The organism is Coleofasciculus sp. FACHB-542, from assembly GCF_014695825.1.
In the GTDB taxonomy this organism is placed as follows: domain Bacteria; phylum Cyanobacteriota; class Cyanobacteriia; order Cyanobacteriales; family FACHB-T130; genus FACHB-T130.
The window spans coordinates 74,685-95,131 of the sequence record NZ_JACJPB010000055.1; the positions used below are offsets into that span (position 1 = coordinate 74,685).

Annotated in this window: 18 protein-coding genes and 1 pseudogene; 9 read left to right on the forward strand and 10 right to left on the reverse strand. The window is 48.0% G+C overall.

Going from position 1 to position 20,447, the window contains the following annotated elements; all coding sequences use genetic code 11:
• Positions 1 to 966, reverse strand: coding sequence for an undecaprenyl-diphosphate phosphatase (locus tag H6F52_RS22795; RefSeq protein ID WP_190536839.1), 966 nt, complete (start codon positions 964 to 966; stop codon positions 1 to 3).
• A gap of 382 nt (positions 967 to 1,348) precedes the next feature.
• On the opposite strand from H6F52_RS22795, the gene H6F52_RS22800 reads away from it, so the two are divergent.
• Both H6F52_RS22800 and H6F52_RS22805 read left to right on the forward strand, forming a co-directional pair.
• Positions 1,349 to 2,014 carry a DUF3120 domain-containing protein gene (locus H6F52_RS22800; RefSeq protein WP_199292376.1) on the forward strand — a complete coding sequence of 222 codons (666 nt, stop codon included), beginning with the start codon at positions 1,349 to 1,351 and terminating at the stop codon, positions 2,012 to 2,014.
• A gap of 139 nt (positions 2,015 to 2,153) precedes the next feature.
• Complete coding sequence (locus tag H6F52_RS22805) at positions 2,154 to 3,143, forward strand: FHA domain-containing protein (RefSeq protein WP_190411854.1); 990 nt, start codon at positions 2,154 to 2,156, stop codon at positions 3,141 to 3,143.
• A 14-nt stretch (positions 3,144 to 3,157) separates the two neighbouring features.
• Here H6F52_RS22805 and lipB read toward each other — a convergent pair whose 3' ends face one another.
• The gene (lipB, locus tag H6F52_RS22810; protein WP_190529487.1) at positions 3,158 to 3,853 is read right to left on the reverse strand and encodes a lipoyl(octanoyl) transferase LipB; all 696 of its coding nucleotides are present in this window, start codon (positions 3,851 to 3,853) and stop codon (positions 3,158 to 3,160) included.
• A 498-nt stretch (positions 3,854 to 4,351) separates the two neighbouring features.
• On the opposite strand from lipB, the gene raiA reads away from it, so the two are divergent.
• Entirely contained in the window at positions 4,352 to 5,008 is a 657-nt protein-coding gene (gene raiA / locus H6F52_RS22815; protein ID WP_190425827.1) for a ribosome-associated translation inhibitor RaiA, read from the forward strand.
• A 615-nt stretch (positions 5,009 to 5,623) separates the two neighbouring features.
• A complete protein-coding gene (locus H6F52_RS22820) occupies positions 5,624 to 6,031 on the forward strand; it encodes a hypothetical protein (RefSeq protein WP_190431811.1) in 408 nt (135 codons plus the stop codon).
• 23 nt (positions 6,032 to 6,054) lie between these two features.
• On the opposite strand, the gene H6F52_RS22825 is transcribed toward H6F52_RS22820, so the two are convergent.
• Together H6F52_RS22825 and H6F52_RS22830 are read right to left on the reverse strand one after the other, a co-directional pair.
• Positions 6,055 to 6,954 (reverse strand): metal ABC transporter permease, encoded by a 900-nt coding sequence (locus H6F52_RS22825; protein ID WP_190411858.1) that lies wholly within the window; start codon positions 6,952 to 6,954, stop codon positions 6,055 to 6,057.
• A 148-nt stretch (positions 6,955 to 7,102) separates the two neighbouring features.
• Positions 7,103 to 7,873 carry a metal ABC transporter ATP-binding protein gene (locus H6F52_RS22830; RefSeq protein ID WP_242031488.1) on the reverse strand — a complete coding sequence of 257 codons (771 nt, stop codon included), beginning with the start codon at positions 7,871 to 7,873 and terminating at the stop codon, positions 7,103 to 7,105.
• A gap of 141 nt (positions 7,874 to 8,014) precedes the next feature.
• Between H6F52_RS22830 and H6F52_RS22835 the strand changes: the two genes are divergently transcribed.
• The gene (locus H6F52_RS22835; protein WP_190536840.1) at positions 8,015 to 9,058 is read left to right on the forward strand and encodes a metal ABC transporter substrate-binding protein; all 1,044 of its coding nucleotides are present in this window, start codon (positions 8,015 to 8,017) and stop codon (positions 9,056 to 9,058) included.
• Positions 9,059 to 9,263: 205 nt separating this feature from the next.
• Here the strand turns inward: H6F52_RS22835 and H6F52_RS22840 are convergent, their stop codons facing one another.
• Positions 9,264 to 9,740: a DUF3592 domain-containing protein gene (locus H6F52_RS22840; RefSeq protein WP_190536841.1), complete on the reverse strand. Its 477-nt coding sequence runs from the start codon at positions 9,738 to 9,740 to the stop codon at positions 9,264 to 9,266.
• Between the two features lie 253 nt (positions 9,741 to 9,993).
• Between H6F52_RS22840 and deoC the strand changes: the two genes are divergently transcribed.
• From deoC to H6F52_RS22860, 4 genes and pseudogenes are all read left to right on the forward strand, one after another.
• The gene (gene deoC / locus H6F52_RS22845) at positions 9,994 to 10,683 is read left to right on the forward strand and encodes a deoxyribose-phosphate aldolase (RefSeq protein ID WP_190536842.1); all 690 of its coding nucleotides are present in this window, start codon (positions 9,994 to 9,996) and stop codon (positions 10,681 to 10,683) included.
• 86 nt (positions 10,684 to 10,769) lie between these two features.
• Positions 10,770 to 11,794 (forward strand): annotated as a pseudogene (gene recO, locus H6F52_RS22850) (DNA repair protein RecO).
• On the forward strand, positions 11,778 to 13,466 hold the full coding sequence (locus H6F52_RS22855; protein ID WP_242033123.1) for an MFS transporter: 1,689 nt from the start codon (positions 11,778 to 11,780) through the stop codon (positions 13,464 to 13,466). The pseudogene recO and the gene H6F52_RS22855 overlap by 17 nt, the downstream one beginning before the upstream one ends.
• A gap of 77 nt (positions 13,467 to 13,543) precedes the next feature.
• Positions 13,544 to 14,734 carry a glycosyltransferase family 4 protein gene (locus H6F52_RS22860; RefSeq protein WP_190529477.1) on the forward strand — a complete coding sequence of 397 codons (1,191 nt, stop codon included), beginning with the start codon at positions 13,544 to 13,546 and terminating at the stop codon, positions 14,732 to 14,734.
• On the opposite strand, the gene H6F52_RS22865 is transcribed toward H6F52_RS22860, so the two are convergent.
• The 5 genes from H6F52_RS22865 to H6F52_RS22885 form a co-directional block, all read right to left on the reverse strand.
• Positions 14,727 to 15,692, reverse strand: coding sequence for a peptidase (locus tag H6F52_RS22865; protein WP_190536844.1), 966 nt, complete (start codon positions 15,690 to 15,692; stop codon positions 14,727 to 14,729). The two genes, H6F52_RS22860 and H6F52_RS22865, sit on opposite strands and share 8 nt — an antisense overlap.
• Positions 15,693 to 15,715: 23 nt before the next feature.
• Positions 15,716 to 15,949, reverse strand: coding sequence for a preprotein translocase subunit SecG (gene secG / locus H6F52_RS22870; protein WP_190411866.1), 234 nt, complete (start codon positions 15,947 to 15,949; stop codon positions 15,716 to 15,718).
• Between the two features lie 111 nt (positions 15,950 to 16,060).
• Positions 16,061 to 17,659: a 2,3-bisphosphoglycerate-independent phosphoglycerate mutase gene (gpmI, locus tag H6F52_RS22875; protein ID WP_190536845.1), complete on the reverse strand. Its 1,599-nt coding sequence runs from the start codon at positions 17,657 to 17,659 to the stop codon at positions 16,061 to 16,063.
• Positions 17,660 to 18,129: 470 nt separating this feature from the next.
• Positions 18,130 to 18,294 (reverse strand): hypothetical protein, encoded by a 165-nt coding sequence (locus H6F52_RS22880; protein ID WP_190536846.1) that lies wholly within the window; start codon positions 18,292 to 18,294, stop codon positions 18,130 to 18,132.
• 316 nt (positions 18,295 to 18,610) lie between these two features.
• The gene (locus tag H6F52_RS22885) at positions 18,611 to 20,305 is read right to left on the reverse strand and encodes an ABC-F family ATP-binding cassette domain-containing protein (protein WP_190411868.1); all 1,695 of its coding nucleotides are present in this window, start codon (positions 20,303 to 20,305) and stop codon (positions 18,611 to 18,613) included.
• Between the last annotated feature and the right edge of the window lie 142 nt (positions 20,306 to 20,447).

Below are 20,447 nucleotides of genomic sequence, written 5' to 3' on the forward strand. Positions count from 1 at the left end.
TTAAATATTAGGGATTAGTTTGACGAAGATCGCGCCTAAGATAGCTATTCCAAATGCTAACCGATACCAAATAAATACCCACGTACTCTGGGTTTGCAGGAAGCGCAGCAGCCACGCGATCGCGAGATAGGAAAATACTCCAGCTGAGATGACTCCTGCCAGCAAAGGCAGCAGTCCACCATCTCCTAGTCCTGTTTCTAAAACACCTTTTAATTCCACTAACCCTGCCAGGGTAATTGCTGGGATTCCTAATAAAAAAGAAAACCGGGCAGCGGTTGCCCGTTCTAAATTCATAAATAGTCCAGCAGTCAGGGTGGAGCCGGAGCGAGAAACGCCGGGAATTAACGCCAAAGCCTGAGCCAATCCCATCAAAATGCCATCTTGAAGTGTTAATTGCTCAAAGTTACGCTTTTTCTTGCCAATGCGCTCGGCAATTCCCAACAATAAAGCCATGAAAATAGAGGCAATCGCGATCGCTGCCATACTCCGTAACGGGGAGTTGTCAAAGTCGGGAATAAACTTTTTGATCAGCAGTCCAAAAAAGAGGATGGGTAAGGTTCCCAAAACGATTCCCAGTGCCATACGGAAGTCGTTGGATTCGTAATTCTTGTGAGCGATCGCCTTGAATGCACCCGTTGTAATTTGCGTCAAATCCCCCCAGAAATACCACAGCACTGCGGCAATACTGCCCAGCTGAATCACGGCGGTAAAGGCGACTCCTGGATCGCCCCATCCTAGCGCCACCGGCACCACCTTCAAATGCGCCGTACTGCTAATGGGCAGAAACTCAGTCAACCCTTGCACCATGCCTAGAACCACCGCTTGAAAGATATTCATCTGAGGTGTGGTTGCGGCAACGGGTGCCACGTCTTGCGCCCTTACCATCGCTTCTAAGGGGAAGGTCAACACAGTGCTGGCAGCACCGACACCAAGAATCGCCAATTTTTTACGTTTTGATACAGCCATGAAATCCTCTAATAAGCAGCATTCCAGACAAGTCAGCCTTTCTTCTTTCTTCTTTGCGAGTCACTGGCAGAGGCATCTTGCGCCACTACACATAACACAGGCATTACATAAGACGAGCAATTTTTAGAAAATCTCCGACTCTCAACGCTGAGTTTCTCCCAACTTCCCATTCATTTTCTGCCACCCTACTCCGAAAAGCCACTTGTATTGCTCAATAAAACTCAGCTAAGATTTCTATATCCCCCCCTAGGGCATTTTTCCTGTGATATCGTAAAAGATGTAAACTAAAGTAAAGAATATTAACAAAATCTTGTTTAACGATACCTGGTTTTCTAATTCATCTTCTTCTGTCCCTGGTAATCTCCCCCAGCCAAGTAAAACTCTGTTGGGGTTTTTTGATTGGGGAATCGGCACCCGCCAAGCTTGGTTAGTTTTCGCAGCTGCGTCTTTTCTGGTATCCGTGCCAGTGTTTGTGCAAGCCCCTTTAGTGCGGCTGCTACCAGAACTGAGTTTAGTAATGACAGCCGGGTGGGTTTGGCTGAGCGTGGTTCTCAGACGGCGTCCTGCGACTCATGTGTGGGGAGATTTGCTGCTGGGATTTAGCTGGAGTTGGTTAGCAGGGTCGATTTATTGGGGCTGGCTGCGCTGGGAACCCACGATCCACTTGCCGGTGGAAGCCATCGGTTTACCGTTTGCCTTATGGTGTTTGACCCGCCGTTGGGGTCTTGTCGGCAACCTATTTTATCTTGGCTCCCTGTTTGGCACGGCAGTAACAGATATATACTTCTACTTAGCTGGTTTGATTCCACACTGGCGAACCGTCATGCAAGTTGCACCAAGCGAGGCATCACTGGTTTTTCAAAGTGCGATCGCTCAAGTCAGCACCCCCTGGGGAACCAGTTGGGCACTCGTGCTTCTCGGAATCCTATTAGGTGTTGGTCTGGTACCATTGCGATCGCGCCAGCTGCATTGGTGGGCCTTTGGTGGAGCCGTTTTGAGTACAATCTTGGTAGACGGTCTGTTTTGGCTGGCTGCTACTATGGCTTAAAAATATCTTGAAAGTGTCCCCTGAAAAATTTATTCATGTCGGGACATCTAGTTACAAAGGTTCCCAAATTACCCATCAAGCTCCAGAAGAAAGCTAAAATTTAACCACTCCATACGATGCGTCGTTGCTTCTCTAGCCTGTGGTGACTTTGCGACCCACTCCTTACTTACTCCTTCGTACCGAGTCCGGCAATCGCTATCTCCCCTTGGTAAGTAGTAACTGCTGGACAGTTGGTCGCAGTGACGACAACAATTTTGTGTTGCCGGATCGTTGGATTTCTCGCAACCATGCAATGTTGCAGTGTACCGAAACCGGCGAGTTCTACCTAATTGACCTAGGAAGTCGCAACGGCTCCTTTGTCAATGGCAGACGAGTCAGTATTCCGGTTACTTTACGCAATGGCGATCGCCTTACCTTTGGTCAGACGGATCTAGAGTTTCACTGCCCTACCGCCAACCGCAACAATGAGCCATTGCCAAGCGGGGACAAGGATACGCTGACTTCGACTTTGCACGTACGCCGTCTGATGTCAGTCATGGTGGTAGACATCCGCGACTTCACAGTTCTCACCCGGCAACTAGATGAAAAAATATTATCGGCGGTGATTGGTACTTGGTTCCGTCATGCAGGAAATATCATCCGAGAGTATGGCAGCTGGGTTGATAAATATATTGGCGATGCGGTCATGGCGATTTGGTTTCATGGACCCCAAGGAGTGACCGATGAGGATATGCTCAACATTTGTCAAGCAGTGAGCGCCCTCCATAAAATCACAATGGATTTGAGCAATAAATATCCCGTGCCCTTTCCGCTGCGAATTGGGGCAGGAATTAATACGGGTTTTGCAATGGTTGGGAACACGGGCAGTGGCGATCGCCCCGATTACACCGCGATTGGGGATACGGTGAATGCGGCATTTCGTCTGGAATCTGCCACCAAGCAACTGGGTCTGGATATTGCTGTGGGAGAAACCACTCACGAATATCTCATCTCTTTGGCAAAGCAAGAGACTGGTTTTAAGCAATATATCGTCAATCTAAAGGGCTATGAAGTGCCCACCGTGACCTACGCAGGCTCCTACGCTGACTTAGATAGTTTTTTGCAGGTCAATACGCTCAATAAAGACTAAACAGCAATAAACAATTAGCAATTTTGCACAATTAGCTGAACGTGGAAAACTTCCGCAAAGGCTTTCGCCACTTCTTGGCGCACCTGGTGCAAGTCAATTCCGGGTACGAACTGGGCAAGACTGCCAACCGACTTATCAGCAATGCCGCAAGGGACAATGCGCTCAAATCCGGTGAGGTCGGGACAAACATTTAAGGCAAAGCCGTGCATAGTAATCCACTTGCTGACCTTAATGCCAATCGCTGCTACCTTACAGCCTTCCAGCCAAACGCCAGTCATTCCGGCAACGCGATCGCCCTTTAACCCGTAAACATCCAGCACCCGAATCAATACCTCTTCTAACTGCCGCAAGTACCAGTGCAAATCTTGCTGGTAATAGCGCAGATTCAGGATTGGGTAACCCACCAGCTGACCCGGACAGTGGTATGTTACCTCACCCCCCCGTTCCACTCGGAAAACCTCCCAGTCGGTTGCTGCGGGGTCAAACTTAAGAAATTCTAGACTGGCTCCCTGCCCAAGCGTGTAAACCGGCGGATGCTCTAGCAAAATCAGGGCATCCGCCAGACTAGGATCGTTGATGCGTTCGGAAACCAGCGATCGCTGCCAGTCCCAAGCTGCCGAATAGGGCATCTGCCCCCGATTGTATAACCGGAGTTGGCGCAGTTGCTCCGAGGCTTTCCCAGCAGACCCTTCAGACTTACTTAAAATCATGGCAAAAATCAACAGTAATTTGACTTATATTTTTTGCATAATTAATCTGCTGGAATCAAGAAATGTCAAAAGATGCAAAGGATTCTGAAGAGAAGTCAAAGGCATAAGTTCTCTAGAATACAAAGTGCTAGTGTTGAAGTTATAACCTCAAGTGTTGAGGGAGGATGTCTCTTCAAAATAACCCCAAAGATAGACTTGGAGATCGCAACCAAGCTGGGGAATGTACATTAGTTAAATAGCACCCTAGGAAACCTAAACAAGAACATCGGCAGTTGCTTATTTGCGATAGGGCTGCTGACAACCCCTCTAGCTGAGGGACTGCCAGCAAGAACATCCTAGCAACAGTGTGAAATCGGTAAAAATTTGCTACTGCTCAAAGTTTTGGCTCCGTTCAACGTTTGCTAACACCAAAAAACGGGAACGCGATCGCTACTGAGAAAGCCGCAATTCTGCTGAGCTTTCTAAATTATCACAACGGTACAGCATGGAGTATCCGGTATGAAGCTTGTTATCCACGGCAAAAACATTGAAATTACCGACGCGATTCGTGAGTACGTAAATCAAAAAATTGACAAGGCAGTCAGCCACTTTCAGAGTTTGACGAGCGAAGTAAACGTGCATCTTAGTGTGGCTCGCAATCCCCGGATAAATCCAAAACAAGCCGCTGAGGTGACTATCTTTGCCAACGGTACAGTAATCCGTGCTGAAGAGAGTAGCGAGAGTCTCTACGCGAGCATCGACCTAGTTGCCGATAAAATTGCCCGCAAACTCCGGAAATATAAAGAAAAGCGTCTGGATAAGAAGACCCAGACTCAAATGAAGACTGGCATTGTGGTAGAACAAGAGCCAGTGCCAGAGGATCTCATTGGTTCTCGCACCCCCGAACTCCCCTCAGAAGTGGTGCGTACCAAGTACTTCGCAATGCCGCCAATGACGATGGACGAAGCCTTGGAACAGTTGCAGCTGGTGGATCATGACTTCTATATGTTCCGCAATGCTGAAAGCGGTGAGATTAACGTCATTTATGAGCGCAACCACGGTGGTTATGGAGTAATTTTGCCGCGTAACGGGAATGGACATACCCATCACAAAAATGGCAAAACTGACAACCACAGCACTGGAACGCCAGAAAAGTCAAGCTCTGCAAAAGCGTAAACAGAACTGAAGAGTATCTAGATTCTCGTTCGCAGACTCTTAGTTGACTCTGATTTGATCGGGTAGGAGCATTCTTTGTGGATGCCCCTACCTTCCTGATTTCACAGGATCGCCCCACAGGTTGTAGAGAAACTTTTTCTTGCAAATCGCACTCGCCACTACTGTGCTGGTATTGATTCCAATTTAGGTTGCGATCGCTTTCCCCGCCTCATTACGAAACTGAGCGATCGCACCTTGCATTGCTCGTAGTTCATCTTCTGAAATTCTTAAACAATTTGTCTACATAACACTTTGTTGAAACCCTAATTTCTAACGATCAACACAAATAAGAAATTAGATAAACTTAGCGTCACAGTAGTTTTATCCCTGGGTTTTCTTAGGCAGCCACTTGCAGGGATCGGTCAACTAAGTGCTGCTGTCTTTCCCTTCAAAATCAGCCAGATGCAGTTGAAACTTCAAAACAACTTCTTTCTCAACTTTTAAAGGAGCTAGTTGGCAATAAGTAGGATCGTCGTTGCGATGAGTGGGTCAACATGACCAAACCTATATTAAGCCAGAGGATGAGAAGGATAAACAAGTATTAACCTGAGACAAGCGGGTTGTACAAAAAACAGGTTGGTAGAGAAAAAGGAAGGTAAAGTCATTATGCATGAGGTATCAGAGGAGCACGCGAAGGCCGCAGAGGAACACGCGAAGGTCTCAGAGGAACATGGGAAGTTAATCGAGGAGGTAGGAAAGACTCTAAAGGAGCGCGGAAAGAGCGCCCAAGAGCATGGAAAGTTGATAGAAGAGTACGGAAAGGCTACACAGCAGCATGCGAAGGCATCGCAGCAGCACGCCAAGGCATCGCAGCAGCATGATGGAAACTCAACAGAGGAATTCGTGAAAGCTGCACAGGAACACTCCAAGGCAACAGAAAAACATACCAAAGCAGTCAAGGAGTTCCTCCAGGTAGCACAGGAGTTCGTCCAGGTAGCACAGGAGCAGGTAGAGACATCCAAGAAATTGTTGGACAAACGATAACTTGATTTGGATATCTATATGCCTTACGAGCGCGATCGCATCAGCTGTTTCAACTCTCGCCAAACTGGCGAGAGTTGTCCAAAATCCGATTGTTTATTCGTGAAGATTCCGTAGCTAGGGCTGAATAATAAAGCTAAAACAAATAATCCTGATGCAACTAATACAATCGCTGGGCCGGAAGGCAAATTTTGGTAATAACTGAGGTACATCCCGCTGATGCTGGAAATAATGCCAATCCCCGCCCCAACTATCATCACATTGTGCAGCCGCTTCACTAATAGATAGGCGGTTGCTCCTGGTGTAATTAACAGCGATAGCACTAGGATGACACCCACAGCTTTCATGCTGGCAACAATGGTTAAGGCAATCAGCAGCATTAAGCCAAAATTGAGCAAGTTAGTAGGCAATCCCGCTGCCTGCGCTCCCAAGGGATCGAAGGTATAAAATAATAATTCTTTGTACAGTAGCACGACCACCAATAGGACAATTGCGGCAATGATCGCAGTGTCGCGGACTTCTTCAACGGTAACACCCAAGATATTGCCGAATAAGAAGTGATTGAGGTCAATTTTGTTATCTTTTTGGATCGTGGTAATTAAGGTGACGCCGAGGGCAAAAAAGGCAGAGAAAACAATACCCATTGCGGCATCTTCTTTAATTGGCGATCGCGTTCTGATCCAAGCGATCGCCATCGTACTCAAAACCCCGGCAATAAATGCCCCGACAAAGATATTGGCACCTACCATAAACGCGATCGCTAACCCTGGCAAAACCGAGTGGCTGATGGCATCTCCCAACAATGCCAGCCGTTGCACCATCAGATAGCTACCGACAACAGCGCACAGCAAGCCGACGAGAATGGCAATAATCAGCGATCGCTGCATGAAGCCGTACTGCAACGGCTCAATCAACGCTTCTAACATAAAAATTTAGAGGATTCTAACCGCTCCAGGCGCAAAGGACACAAAGTTTAAGGGGGAGTGAGAAGTGATTTCTTTAATTTAAAACTCACTCCGGGCGGATTGATGAAATATATTTCTGGGCGGATAGATAATGAGATAAAGACCGCCTCTACGCAGCTGCTTCTGTAAAGAACATCACCTGTCCGCCATAGGCACGATACAGGTTTTCCTGACTCAGCACCTCGTGGCGCGAACCGGAGGCAATTAACTCAGTATTCAATAAAATTAAGTCATCAAAGTGGGTGATAGATGCCCCTAAGTCGTGATTGACAACGAGAACCGTTTTTCCAGCGTCGGCAAGGTCGCGGAAAATGTCAAAAATAATTGCTTGGGTTTTCTGATCGATCCCGGCAAACGGTTCATCAAAGCAGAAAACCTCTGCTTCTTGGGCTAAAGCCCGCGCTAAAAATACCCGCTGCTGCTGTCCTCCGGAGAGTTGTCCAATCGGGCGATCGCGATAATTGCTCATTCCCACCCGATCCAAAGCCTCTGCTGCCACCCGTCGGCTTACCGTAGAGAAGCGACGAAACCAGCCAGTTTTCTTGACACGCCCCATCATTACAGCATCCCAAACAGTCGCCGGATAAGTCCAGTCAATTTGCGATCGCTGCGGCACATACGCTACCCGTTCCCGTTGCTCCATCAAAGGTCTATCGCCATACAGCACCGTGCCACCCGTCACGGGAATCAATCCCAACATCGCCTTCATCAAGGTACTTTTTCCCGCACCATTGGGGCCAATAATCCCTGTCAAACGTCCCGGTGCCACTACACAACTGACATTCCGTAGCGCCTCTACCGTGCGGTACTGCACTCCCACCTGGCTGATTTTAATTGCTGTAGAGGCCTCTAGTGAGGCGGCTGGCAGATGGCAAACCATTTTTGCCCAATCGGTATCAGGGGAGAAGGTGGCAGTATTCATAGGGTGGTTTTATCTTGCTTTCTTTTTAGATTACTCTAATAATGAAAAGAATATGAAAACATCTATAAAGAGAAATAATCTAAAAGATAGGTGAAATTGATGGTACAGCGCTCTAGGCTCTCCCAAAAGGTAAAAGAAAGTAATTTTTGCCTTTCCCAGGCAAAATCGGGGAATCCTCTGACTCTGGTTTCTAGCCTTTGCCTAGGAATTCTCTTGCCTTTTGCCTTATCCAGCTGTACCCAGCCTTCCTCAAATCGTGCAAATCCAATTGCAAATGGTAAACCTAATGTAGTTGCCACTAGCACTATCATTGAAGACTTGGCTGCGGAGGTGGCGGGAGACGAAATTCAGATCCAAGGCATTCTTAAACCGGGAACCGATCCCCATGTTTATGAACCTGTGCCTCAAGATAGTCAGGCTTTAGAGAAAGCGAACCTGATTCTATATAACGGCTATAACCTGGAGCCAGGGCTGATTAAACTGATGAACGCAACCGGCGGCAAGATTCGCAAAGTTGCTGTAGGGGAAGTTGTGAAGTCTTTGCAACTGGATAAAGGCAGAGGAGAAGTGGTGCCAGATCCCCATGTTTGGGGCGATGTTGATAACGTCATTCAAATGGTAAATGCCATTCGTGACGCCTTGATTGAGCTATCACCCGAAGACAGAGAGAAATTTACTCAGAATGCGGCGCAGCTAACGGGTGAATTAAAACAACTGGATAGTTGGATTACCCAGGAAATTAAAACGATTCCAGAAAATAAGCGCAAATTAGTAACAAGCCACGACGCTTTTCAATATTATGCTCGTGCCTATAGCATTCCCGTTGCTGGCACTTTGATTGGCATCAGTACAGAAGAACAACCCAGCGCCCAAACAGTAAAGCGATTAGTAGAATCTGTAAAGGCTGCGACTGTACCGGCGATTTTTGCAGAAACAACAATTAACCCGGCTTTGATTAAGACTGTTGCAGAGGAATCTGGGGTAAAGTTAGCCCCACGCCAGCTCTATTCTGACTCGATTGGTGCTGCTGGTAGCGATGGAGATTCTTACATTAATATGATGGTTGCGAATACCCGCACGATTGTGGAAGCTTTGGGGGGGAAGTACACGCCCTTTGAGGCAGCAAAGACACCGAAGAAATAAGCTTTTTAGATAAACTAGCGTCAATTAAGATAAAGAGCGATCGCTTTCACCTGCATTAAACTGAAGCTAGAGTAGGTTACACAAAGCGATCGCTCTAAAACTTAGACTTAAAACTTAACTGTCTGATATCGGAAAAAAATTTTGGATTTTTTTTTAACTGAGCTAAAAATTACTAGATATATTCTTTGTACACCAAAATTTACTCCTAATTTATCAAAGATTCTTCATCAGCAAAATCTCCTGTAGTTTTAGATTTCTTGAAGGGTAAAGCGTGAACAAGCATACTTAAACCTATTACGGCAAAAAGACCTCCCATTCCCAATAAAAATATCGCCGCAAACCAAAGTGACCAAAAAGAGTTTATCTCTGCTTCGCTCGGATTATTAGGGCTATAAATAATCGGCACGGATTGCCCAATTTCATATCCGGGTGGATTACTCCCCATATTAGATTCAACCTTTATCGTTTCTCCATTGGGGGTTTGAAATTGGAATACAGGGAAATAAGCCCGCGATTTTCTAGATACTTGAAGTTTTAAATTAATGATTGTACCTGTAGTAGAGGATGAGCTTTTAATAAAATCTTGCTTTTGATGGTAATTTACAAAACTGCCAAGTACCATACCCGCTCCAACTACAAAAAATATACCCCCCAGTCCCATTAACCCTGGCTTATCAGACATTTTTAACTTGTTTTCCTTTCTCTAAATATTTTTAACCTAAGTTTGCGACGGCTTAACTATCCAATTGCTCTCACCATTTTTGGGTCGGTAGTGTCAACCTCCCATCAGGTAAGGGAAGAACACCTGTCTGTCTGGATCGCCTGTCCGATTAAAGCTACAGGCTAGCCGGTAATGATTCCGCGATCTTTTGTTTAATTTTGCTTAAATATCTGATAAAAGTTAACAATAGGTAAGGTGAGCGAGAGGAGAAGCAATGGCTGTTACTCAGCCAAATATTGATATTGCTCCATTTATCGATCATGCGCTGCTAAATCCAACGGCAACCCCAGAGCAGGTTAAGCAGTGGTGTGAAGAGGCTGACAGGTTTCAGTTCGCGGCAGTGTGCGTCTATCCGGCATACGTGCGGCAAGCGGCTGAGCTTCTCAAAGGCAAGCAGCCGAAAGTTTGTACAGTCATCGGTTTTCCCTCTGGAGCGACGACATCAGCGGTTAAGCTCTACGAAGCCCAAGAAGCCGTCGAAAATGGGGCGGTGGAATTGGATGTTGTCATCAACCAGGGTTGGTTGAAAACTGGGAAGACTGAGGAACTACACCGGGAAATTGCAGAAATTTGTGAAACGGGTCAAACCGTCAAGGCAATTTTAGAAACCACTCGCCTGACAGATGCAGAGAAACGACTGGCAGCGGAAATATGTATGGATGCAGGAGTGGCATTTTTAAAAACCAGCACTGGTTTGTTTGGGGGTGCCACAGTAGCGGATATCCAACTTTTGAAAGAAGTCGCACGAGAACGGGTCGGAATTAAAGCATCGGGGGGAATCCGTACCCCGGAGCAAGCCTTGGAGTTAATCATGGCAGGAGCGACGCGGTTAGGCACGTCGCACGGCCCCGATCTGATTCGTCAGCGCGATACGCTGGAGAAGGAGGGAAAGGGGAATTGGTAATGAGTAATCGGGAATGAGTCTGCTAACTCTTGACCCATTACCTCTTGATCAATTACCCATCACCTCTTGACCAATTACCCCACGTCATGAGTCGAACTTACAAAGCAACCGGAATCAATCTAAAGAGTATGGCGCTGGGCGAGTCTGACCGGCTGCTAACGATTTTGACGCCTGAATTTGGTTTGATTCGGGCTGTAGCACCGGGGGCACGCAAGCACCACTCGAAGCTAGGCGGTAGGAGTGCTTTGTTTGTAGTGAATGAGCTACTGATTGCCAAAGGGCGATCGCTCGATAAAATTACTCAGGCAGAAACGCTAGAATCTTTCCCCGGCTTAAGTCAGGATCTCCAAAAACTGACAGCCAGCCAATACTTGGCGGAAGTGGTTCTTTGTCAAGCGTTGAGCGATCAGCCGCAAATGGAATTGTATGAGCTGCTCAACGAACATCTGCATCGGTTAGAGCGGTTGCCTGCCAACAGCGCGGCTCTGGTTTTAGCTCACTTAGCCCACGGCGTGTTTCACCTGATGGCTTTGGCTGGCGTTGCGCCGCAGGTTCAACATTGTTGTGTCTCGCGGCATCCCCTGATGCCGGAATTTACCGATCCAGACTGGCGAGTTGGGTTTAGTACTACTGCCGGTGGAACGGTGAGCTTACCAGCATTAGAACGGTTGCAAGCCGAAGCGCGATCGCGCATGTCTGGTAGTACAGCAAAAGGCATGGCAGTAAAGGAGAAATTCTCGCCTACAGCCATCGGCTTTTCACCTCAAGGTCAAAGCACAATGCCAGAGGAAGCCAGTGGGAACTACCAAACAGTTGTTCATCCACAAACGCCCTTGATGCTGAACACCAAACTGAACGCCATCGAGCTGGCGCTGCTACAGCAGCTGGCTCAGCCAGAGCTACCCCAGAACGGAAAAAGCAATGAAAAATTAACTCATCCGACATCCCTAACCCCTCATCCTTCCGAAGACTCCGCTTGGGTTTCAGTAGAGCAACTGTTACGTCAGTACGTCCAGTATCACTTTGGTCGGTCAATTCGCTCTGCTGCTTTGATGGATGCTTGTTTCTCGTCCCAGCTGAATTTATCCTGAACCATGATGCAACGGTATGATTCCGATCTACAAGCTCGAATGTCCCTAAGTCAGTCTAGACAGAGGATTGAGGACGGCGAACGGTGGACTGAGGAAGGAAAATTTCCTCGCTCTTCCGGACTCAGCGTTCCCGCTTCCGAGCGCCCCCACCCTGCTTTTACTGGATCGTCAACACCTACCACATCACGCCCCTTGTCTGACGAGCGCTTAACACCCCCTGAAACTTCTGAATGGGAAGAGGTTCGCCCTGCGATTTCTTTCCCCCACTCCCCGGTGGACGATGCTGTAACCCCAGAGATAGATACAGAAACGGACGCTCCCTCAAATGGAGGGTTGAACCACAGCGCCTCACCGTCCAATCTGGTTGTCAATGAGGAAGTAAAGAATGAGGAAGTAGAGGAGGACGCACAAGGATTTTTGCCGGTTCTAAAAAACCGGAATTTCCTGGCGCTATGGGGGGGACAAGTTTTCTCGCAGATAGCGGATAAGGTGTATCTGGTGCTGGTGATTGCATTGATTGCCACTCACTTTCAAGCACCCGATCAGACAATCAGCGTGTGGGTATCGGCGATCATGATGGCTTTTACGATTCCCGCCATACTGTTTGGTTCCGTGGCGGGTGTGTATGTCGATCGGTGGCCTAAGAAGGCAGTGCTAGTGGCAACGAACCTGCTGCGGGGGGCACTGGTTTTGGCAGTGCCACCGCTGCTGTGGATCTCGCATGGCTGGTTAACTCTTGGAGGGTTGCCGGTGGGATTCTGCATCCTGCTGGGATTAACGTTTCTGATTTCTACACTGACGCAGTTTTTTGCTCCTGCCGAGCAGTCAGTGATTCCGCTAGTTGTGGGACGCCATCATCTGCTTTCAGCGAACTCGCTGTACACGATGACAATGATGGCTTCAGTGATCGTGGGATTTGCCGTGGGAGAGCCGTTACTCGGAATTGCCGACACCCTGGTGGGACGCTTGGGTGGGGGAGCGGACATTGGCAAAGAATTGGTGGTGGGTGGCAGTTATGCGATCGCGGGATTGCTGTTGATGATCCTCCGCACAGGGGAAAAAACGAACGCTCCCGAACACGAATCGCCCCATGTTTGGGAAGACCTGCGCGACGGACTGCGTTACCTAAACGAACAAAGCCGCGTTCGCAATGCCCTGATCCAACTGGTAATTTTATTTTCAGTTTTTGCGGCGCTGTCGGTTCTAGCTGTGCGGATGGCAGAAGTTATTCCTGGTTTGAAATCCTCTCAGTTCGGTTTTTTACTCGCAGCTGGTGGGGTTGGCATGGTTGGGGGGGCAACGGTGCTAGGACACTTTGGGCAGCGGTTCTCCCATACTCGGCTCAGCCTCTATGGTTCTATCGGAACGGCAGCCTCTTTGGTTGGTCTGGGATTGTTTACGAAGCAGCTATTGCTGGCATTCCTGTTGACAACGCTTTTGGGCTTTTTTGGGTCGCTGGTGGCTATCCCGATGCAAACAACCATCCAAGCCGAAACTCCCGACCAAATGCGAGGGAAAGTCTTTGGGTTACAAAACAACGTCATTAATATTGCTCTAAGCCTGCCATTAGCCTTAGCAGGCGTTGCAGAGACGATTTTGGGTTTACAGGCAGTATTTCTCGGTTTAGCAGCGATCGCGATCGCAGGAGGACTCTTAACCTGGTATATTTCCGGTACAGGAAAAGAAAAGTGATGAGTTTTGAATGACGAGTTTTGAATGATTAACTCATAACTCAAAACTCAAAACTAAAAACTCAAAACTCTTAGAAAATGCACATAGCCTGGCTCGGAAAAAAATCACCCTTTTGCGGCAATGTCACCTACAGTCGAGAAGTTACGAATGCGTTGTTAGACCAGGGCCATCGAGTTAGCTTTCTCCACTTTGCCCAAGACGAAGAATCTGACCTCCAGGCTTGGCCTGGATGTGAAGAAGTGTCTCTACCTTTCCTGTACAAGTCCCAGGTTTATACGATTCCCACCCTGAGATCGAGAAAGGTTTTGACGCAATCGCTTGAAGAGCTAAAGCCAGACCTGGTGCATGCCTCGCTCACTTTATCACCCCTAGATTTCCTACTGCCGGAAATCTGCGAAGAACTGAATTTACCCCTGGTTTCCACCTTCCATACCCCTTTTGACGGGAAGCGACGAAATCTCAAATCAGGGACTCAGCTTTTGACTTATCAGCTGTATGCACCTTTCCTGGCGTATTACGACCGAACGGTTATCTTTTCTCAAGTTCAGCGGGATTTACTCGCACGATTGGGAGTGGCAGCATCAAAGGTAGCTGTAATTCCGAATGGCGTTGATGTCCAGAAGTATTGTCCAGGGCCTTCTAACATCAAATCTGAATTAAACGCTAAGCGCCTCTTTGTCTACCAGGGTCGAATTGCTACCGAAAAAAATGTGGAAGCAATGCTCCGAGCCTGGAAAGAGTCAGAAATGGGGCCGGAGTGTAAATTATTAATTGTCGGCGACGGGCCGATGAAGCCCTCTTTAGAGCCTTTTTACGACTCAGAATACGGAATCATCTGGTGGGGAACCGAACCGGATGAGCAACGGCGAATCGAAATTTTGCGGGGAGCTGATGTGTTTATTCTGCCTTCTCTGGTGGAAGGACTTTCACTTTCCCTACTAGAAGCAATGGCTTGTGGCGTCGCCTGTGTAGCAACTGATGCTGGTGCTGATGGTGAAGTTTTGGAGGGGAATCCCTTAGAGGGAGACGCTGGGATAATTCTCAGAACTCAAGGGGTTGCGGGGCAGTTGCGAACTCTACTGCCTGTGTTACGAGGCAACCCGGAGTTTACGCAGCGACTGGGACAAAAAGCGATCGCAAGGGTTTTAGAGCGATATACCCTCAGCCGCAACATCGAGCAATTAGTAAAACTTTATACTGAGTTGCTACAGGAACGGCGAGTCCAGTTGAGTGATTGGCGTTATCCAGGGAGAACGAAAATCAGCTAGTCATCCTTCTCAAAGAGTAATCGCGTATTGTTTTATTCGCCACTACTCTAAGCTTAAGCTGGCTTTGGGTGGCATTGGGCAAAGGCCATCCCAGTCGCGTTGGTTGCTCGTAGATCCGTTTGAGGGTGTTGATGTCTCTCGAAGAAATTTGGGGAGGATTACGCACCTGGGAAAAATACAGGGCGTCTGTTTCTAAAGGACTGTGCCCCCAGATACCTAGTGCGTGCCCTAGTTCGTGACGGGCAGCGGATTGAATATAGTCGCCGGTTTGAGTCGGACTCAGTTGGATCGTAAATCGATGGGATAGTACAGATGGGGTGCCCGTCGCTGGGTTGAGGTAGAATTCATAGCGGGTTTCAGCAGAACGAGCGCGAGGCAGGTGAAATTCCCCGGTGCGGCGGTTAAAGGATGGCTTGAGGGGAGGAAGCGATCGCACGATCTTGATATCAGCTATCTCTGACTGCTCGACCACTTGGATGGGCAAATAAACGCGCCATTCCTGCACAGCTTTTAACACAGCACTTGCCCACTGTTGGCTGGCGGTGGAAGTTTCTGGCATCTCTACGAACACCTTAACCGGAAACTGCGACCAAACCAGATAGCCAACGGGGGTAGGCTTCACTTGAGAGAAGTAATCACCACTGTTGCTGGTATCTTGCCATTGCAACAGTGTCGGTGGTAAGACGTGCGCTTGGAGTGTCGGTAAGGAGGTTGCTGATAGCTGGCGTGACACTTCAGATGCCCAACCATCACCCGCATCCACCACCCGAAAATGGGCTAAAACCGCCAATAAGCAAGTAGCGATCGCGATCCCCACCCGAATGAATCGTTTTGAGTTTTGAAAAGAGTTTGGATACCACAGGCGGTTCTGTAGGCTTCGCTTAAGAGTTTGAAAGTTTGAAGGTTTCGCCTTTTCAACTTTCCCAGTTTTCTCCTTTTTCCACTCAAAAATCATCATTTATCGTACATCACGATTTGATGCTATTGCCATAACCGATCCATACTCAAAATTACCGACAAACCCAGAAAGATGACAGTGAATATCCAGGTTACTCGGTTCAGCGCTGTTTCTGCACTTCTAGTGCTGGTAAACAATTGAGCCTGTCCGCCAATCCCCCCAATTCCGTCTCCTTTAGGACTATGTAGCAGCACTAAAACAATCAGAATTGCGGAAGAAACCGCCCATATAATTTGCAGGATGCTATATAGATTCATAGTTGGTTGTTCGGTGTCAGTTTTTAAGAATCGTGAATTGCGGATCGTTAAGAGCTAACCGCTAAGCATCAGCAAGATGCAATGATTCATTAGCTATTAGCTCCTAGAACTTTACAGAGAAACTCGCACGGGTGTGCGATTGGCGCGGACATCAAATTCCAGAGGAACCAGCATCGAACGACCTGTCATCTCTACTGGCTGTGGCAGCTTTAAGATTTCCAGAATCGTCGGTGCAATGTCCGACAAACGTCCATCACTTCGCAAAGTCACTTCAGTCCCATAGCCGGGAATTTTTAACCCTTCCCCTTCCACCAGGATAAAGGGCACAGGGTTCGTTGTGTGAGCCGTCCAAGGGTTGCCTTCTTTATCCTGCATATATTCAGCGTTCCCGTGGTCGGCAATGATGATCGCCGTGCCACCCGCCTTATTGATGCTTTCTAGAAGGCGTCCCAAACATCGGTCTACCGTTTCCAGGGCTTGAATTGTTGGTTCCATCTGACCTGTATGCCCCACCATGTCTGGGTTGGCGTAGTTGATGACCATGAAGGAGTAAATGCGTTTTTCAACGGCAGCGATCGCTACATCCGTCGCCGCTGCTGCTGACATCTCCGGTGCTTGGTCATAGGTTGGAACCATTGGACTCGGTACCAGTTCCCGATCCTCCCCTTCAAAAGGCTGTTCCCGACCGCCGTTGAAGAAATAAGTAACGTGGGCGTATTTCTCGGTTTCAGCAGTCCGAAACTGGCGCAGTCCCCGATTGGCAATCACTTCTCCCAGGATGTTACTCAAGTTCTGGGGTTCAAAAGCCACCAAAACTGGTAAATTCGGTTCGTACTGAGTAAAAGTAACAAAGCTCAGCGGCTCGATATGCTGTCGTTCAAACCTCTTAAAGCCGGGAGACACGAAGGCTTGGGTAAGTTGTCTGGATCTATCGGGTCGGAAGTTAAAGAAAATCACACCATCCCCCGCTTCTATAGCTCCAGGAGCAATTCGGGTTGGGATAATAAATTCATCTGTGACATTTTCAGCATAGGAAGCCTGCAAAACTTCTTGCGCCGAGCGACCATCTCCCAAGCCATCCTGAGTCATCACATCGTAGGCGCGTTTCACCCGATCCCACCGCTGGTCTCGATCCATTGCGTAGTAGCGACCGCTGAGGGTGACAATGCGCCCGACCCCAATCTGGTCAATGTGGTCTTGAATCTTCTGAATTGCCTCTATCCCCTCGTGGGGATAGGTATCGCGTCCATCTGCGATCGCGTGGATACAAACTGAGGGAATCTCTTGCGCTTTCGCTAAATCCAGTAATCCTAGAAGATGCGCCAGATGAGAATGCACCCCACCTTCGGAACAAAGCCCAACTAGGTGAAGCTTACCACCCCGGCTCTTGACTTCCTGACAGACTTGCACCAGTGCAGGATTGCTCAGTAAACTACCGTCTTCCACGGCGTCTGAGATACGAACTAATTCTTGCGGTACAACCCGACCAGCACCAATGTTGAGATGGCCTACTTCTGAGTTACCCATCTGACCTTCTGGCAACCCTACAGCCTTGCCGGAGGTATAGATGAGTGTGTGGGGATAGACTTCCCAGAGGCTATCCATCACAGGTGTGTTAGCGGCGGCTATGGCGTTGCCATCGGTTTCTTCGCGGTACCCCCAGCCGTCTAGAATGACTAGCACCACGGGAGAGACAGGTGCTTGCGCCATACTCAATTGCCCTTTGTTTTCAGTAATTTCTCCGTCATGATATCATCGCCCTTTGTACTCGCAGTGTTATTTTTAGTAGCTTCTGCTAGCTTTTTTAGTTTTTTTGCCAGGGACAGCACAGCAATTCTCTCTAGCTCGGATGACTATTTTGTTACAGGGTTCTGAAGACAGTCCTGGTAGGAAGCGATCGCTAAAAGTATGTAAGGGAGCGCTACTCCCTTGATGACAACCGCTTGACGCACCTGCAAGATCAGTAGGCGTCAAGCTTACACATCGCCTAGTCTGCCACAATGCGTTGGTCTTCCCCGGTTGTTGTGTCTGTTAAACCATCTAACCCGCACTAGCAAACAAGTCTAATAAGGTACAGGCTTTGCAAGCAGGCTTTTTGGCTTTAAGAACAGATCGACCGTGATATGTCAAGAAAACGAAACAATTCCCGATTCTTGCTGGAGCGTAGAGTGGTTTCTAACTCAGCGGGATCTGCCAAGAGCGATCGCAATCGCATTGAGAAACCAGCGATACAGTTCTGCGGTGACTTGGTTGGCTAGCTCGTCGGTGCCTTGAGCCGCCATAGTTACAGCCAGCCGATGCATAGGCGTTTCGTAGTTGAGAGGACAGACAAGGAAAGTCTGCATAAAGCGGCTTCCAAGGCTCCAAGATTTCTAAGGCTTGTTGCTGGTTGTTCGCCAGGTCGAGGAAAGTGGCACGATTTCCTCCAGCGATGGAAACTTAGTCTTTTTATTATAACTTGCATCTACCTAAAGTAAGACTTTTGGAAACTTGGAAAGCCCACCCTAAGCGCCGTACCTTTTTAGCTCTCAAGAACGCAATAAGCGAGGGTTTAAACCTATCTTTATTGCCAAAGGAACGTCAGCAGTGGTGAGACTACTGCTGACGTTCCTTTGCGACGATTCTTTACGTTCTCTGCATTTAAAAAACGACTTCTAGACTTTATTTGCGTTTGCTAGATTCCTTAGCAGCTTTTGCAGCTTTCTTAGCAGCTTTATCAGCAGCGATCGCCTCTAATCTTGCCTGCTCTTTTTCTTCAGCAATTTTGTCTAGATAGTAATGGTAATCTCCTCGATATAGGCGGAATTCGCCGTCACGGATCTCGACAATTTTATTGGCAACTTTGGAAATAAAATATCGGTCGTGGGAGACTAAAATTACCGTACCTTCGTAGTTTTGGATTGCCTCTTCCAACATTTCTTTAGCCGGAATATCCAAGTGGTTAGTAGGCTCGTCCAAAATCATTAAATTAACTGGGCGCAAAAGCATTTTTGCTAACGCCAGACGAGCTTTTTCACCTCCGCTCAGAGCCTCAACTTTTTTAAATACGGTGTCACCGCTGAACAAGAAGCGTCCTAGAAGTGTGCGAACCTCCTCATTTTTCCACTCAGGAACTTCATCATGGATAGTTTCCATGACAGTTCTAGACAGATCCAATGCTTCCGCCTGATTTTGCTCAAAGTAGCCAGGAATCACGTTGTGAGCGCCTAATTGAACTGAACCTTCAGTAGGTTGTTCCATGCCCATAATTAGACGCAACAAGGTTGATTTTCCAGCCCCGTTCGGACCGAGAAAGGCAATGCGATCGCCTCGTTCCATTAGTAGATTCGCATCTAAAAATAGAATTTTTTCGTCGTAAGTATGTACCAAATTCTGAATTTCTACCACCTCGCGACCACTGCGGGGAGCGTCAGGAAAGCGGAAGCGCAGGGTTCTTAATCCCCCAGTCGGCGCTTCAATCCGTTCGATTTTTTCTAGTTGTTTCTCACGGCTTTTCGCTTGGGTGCTGCGGGTAGCACTAGCACGGAAACGATCAACAAAGACTTGCTGCTTTTCTAGTTCTTTTTGCTGGCGTTCGTAGGCGCTGAGTTGGGCTTCTTGGTTTTCTGCTTTTTGTTGTAAATAAGCCGAGTAGTTACCTAGGTAGGTGGTAGAAACGCCGCGTTCTGTTTCTACAATTTGGGTGCAAAGACGGTCGAGAAATTCTCGGTCGTGCGATACTATCACGATTGGAGTCTTCAGCCCTTTGAGATAGGTTTCCAACCACTCAATGGTTTCTAGATCCAGGTGGTTCGTTGGTTCATCCAGTAGTAATAAATCGGGTTTTTGGAGTAAGATTTTGCCCAAACTCATCCGCATTTGCCAGCCACCGCTGAAAGCACTAACGAGGCGATCGCCATCTTCTGGCGCAAACCCCATTTCTGGCAACATCTTCTCAATCCGTGCATCTAACCCATAGCCATCCAACGCTTCAAATTGCCGCTGTAGCCGATCCAATTTGTGGATCAGTCGGTCTAATTCCTCTGGATTCGCAGTTTCCATTTCTCTCGGCACCTGCGCCAGAGCGTGCTGTACTTCGTTGGCTTCTTTGAAAACCGTCCAAAGTTCTTCTCGCACAGTGCGCGTCGGATCTACCTCAAATTCTTGAGTCAGATAGGCAATGTGCAAATTTGCAGGACGAATCACTTCCCCAGCAGTGGGTTCCATCTCCCCCGCAATAATTTTGAGCTGAGTCGATTTTCCGGCACCGTTAACGCCGACTAAGCCAATGCGATCGCCCGGTTTGACTTCCCAGTTGACATCCTTGAGAACTTCGCCGGTGGGATAAATTTTACTGATATGTTCAAGTCGTAACATCAAGAGTCTCCAAGGATGCTGGGGGAATGAGCGAATTAGTTGACGGATGTCTGTTGGTATTGCCAGTAAGTCCGTCAGGCGATCGAGAGAGTCCAGTTTATCTTAACAAAATTTAATTCTAAAATCGGAATTGGCAACTGTT

What these genes read in the sequence shown, in the direction of transcription:
- H6F52_RS22855 (WP_242033123.1), top strand. Translation starts at nt 11,778, where the DNA reads ATGATGCAACGGTATGATTCCGATCTACAAGCTCGAATGTCCCTAAGT.
- secG (WP_190411866.1), bottom strand. Translation starts at nt 15,949, where the DNA reads ATGAATCTATATAGCATCCTGCAAATTATATGGGCGGTTTCTTCCGCA.
- lipB (WP_190529487.1), bottom strand. Translation starts at nt 3,853, where the DNA reads ATGATTTTAAGTAAGTCTGAAGGGTCTGCTGGGAAAGCCTCGGAGCAA.
- H6F52_RS22840 (WP_190536841.1), bottom strand. Translation starts at nt 9,740, where the DNA reads ATGTCTGATAAGCCAGGGTTAATGGGACTGGGGGGTATATTTTTTGTA.
- H6F52_RS22860 (WP_190529477.1), top strand. Translation starts at nt 13,544, where the DNA reads ATGCACATAGCCTGGCTCGGAAAAAAATCACCCTTTTGCGGCAATGTC.
- H6F52_RS22795 (WP_190536839.1), bottom strand. Translation starts at nt 966, where the DNA reads ATGGCTGTATCAAAACGTAAAAAATTGGCGATTCTTGGTGTCGGTGCT.
- raiA (WP_190425827.1), top strand. Translation starts at nt 4,352, where the DNA reads ATGAAGCTTGTTATCCACGGCAAAAACATTGAAATTACCGACGCGATT.
- gpmI (WP_190536845.1), bottom strand. Translation starts at nt 17,659, where the DNA reads ATGGCGCAAGCACCTGTCTCTCCCGTGGTGCTAGTCATTCTAGACGGC.
- H6F52_RS22865 (WP_190536844.1), bottom strand. Translation starts at nt 15,692, where the DNA reads ATGATGATTTTTGAGTGGAAAAAGGAGAAAACTGGGAAAGTTGAAAAG.
- H6F52_RS22825 (WP_190411858.1), bottom strand. Translation starts at nt 6,954, where the DNA reads ATGTTAGAAGCGTTGATTGAGCCGTTGCAGTACGGCTTCATGCAGCGA.
- H6F52_RS22830 (WP_242031488.1), bottom strand. Translation starts at nt 7,873, where the DNA reads ATGGTTTGCCATCTGCCAGCCGCCTCACTAGAGGCCTCTACAGCAATT.
- H6F52_RS22835 (WP_190536840.1), top strand. Translation starts at nt 8,015, where the DNA reads ATGGTACAGCGCTCTAGGCTCTCCCAAAAGGTAAAAGAAAGTAATTTT.
- H6F52_RS22885 (WP_190411868.1), bottom strand. Translation starts at nt 20,305, where the DNA reads ATGTTACGACTTGAACATATCAGTAAAATTTATCCCACCGGCGAAGTT.
- H6F52_RS22880 (WP_190536846.1), bottom strand. Translation starts at nt 18,294, where the DNA reads ATGCAGACTTTCCTTGTCTGTCCTCTCAACTACGAAACGCCTATGCAT.
- deoC (WP_190536842.1), top strand. Translation starts at nt 9,994, where the DNA reads ATGGCTGTTACTCAGCCAAATATTGATATTGCTCCATTTATCGATCAT.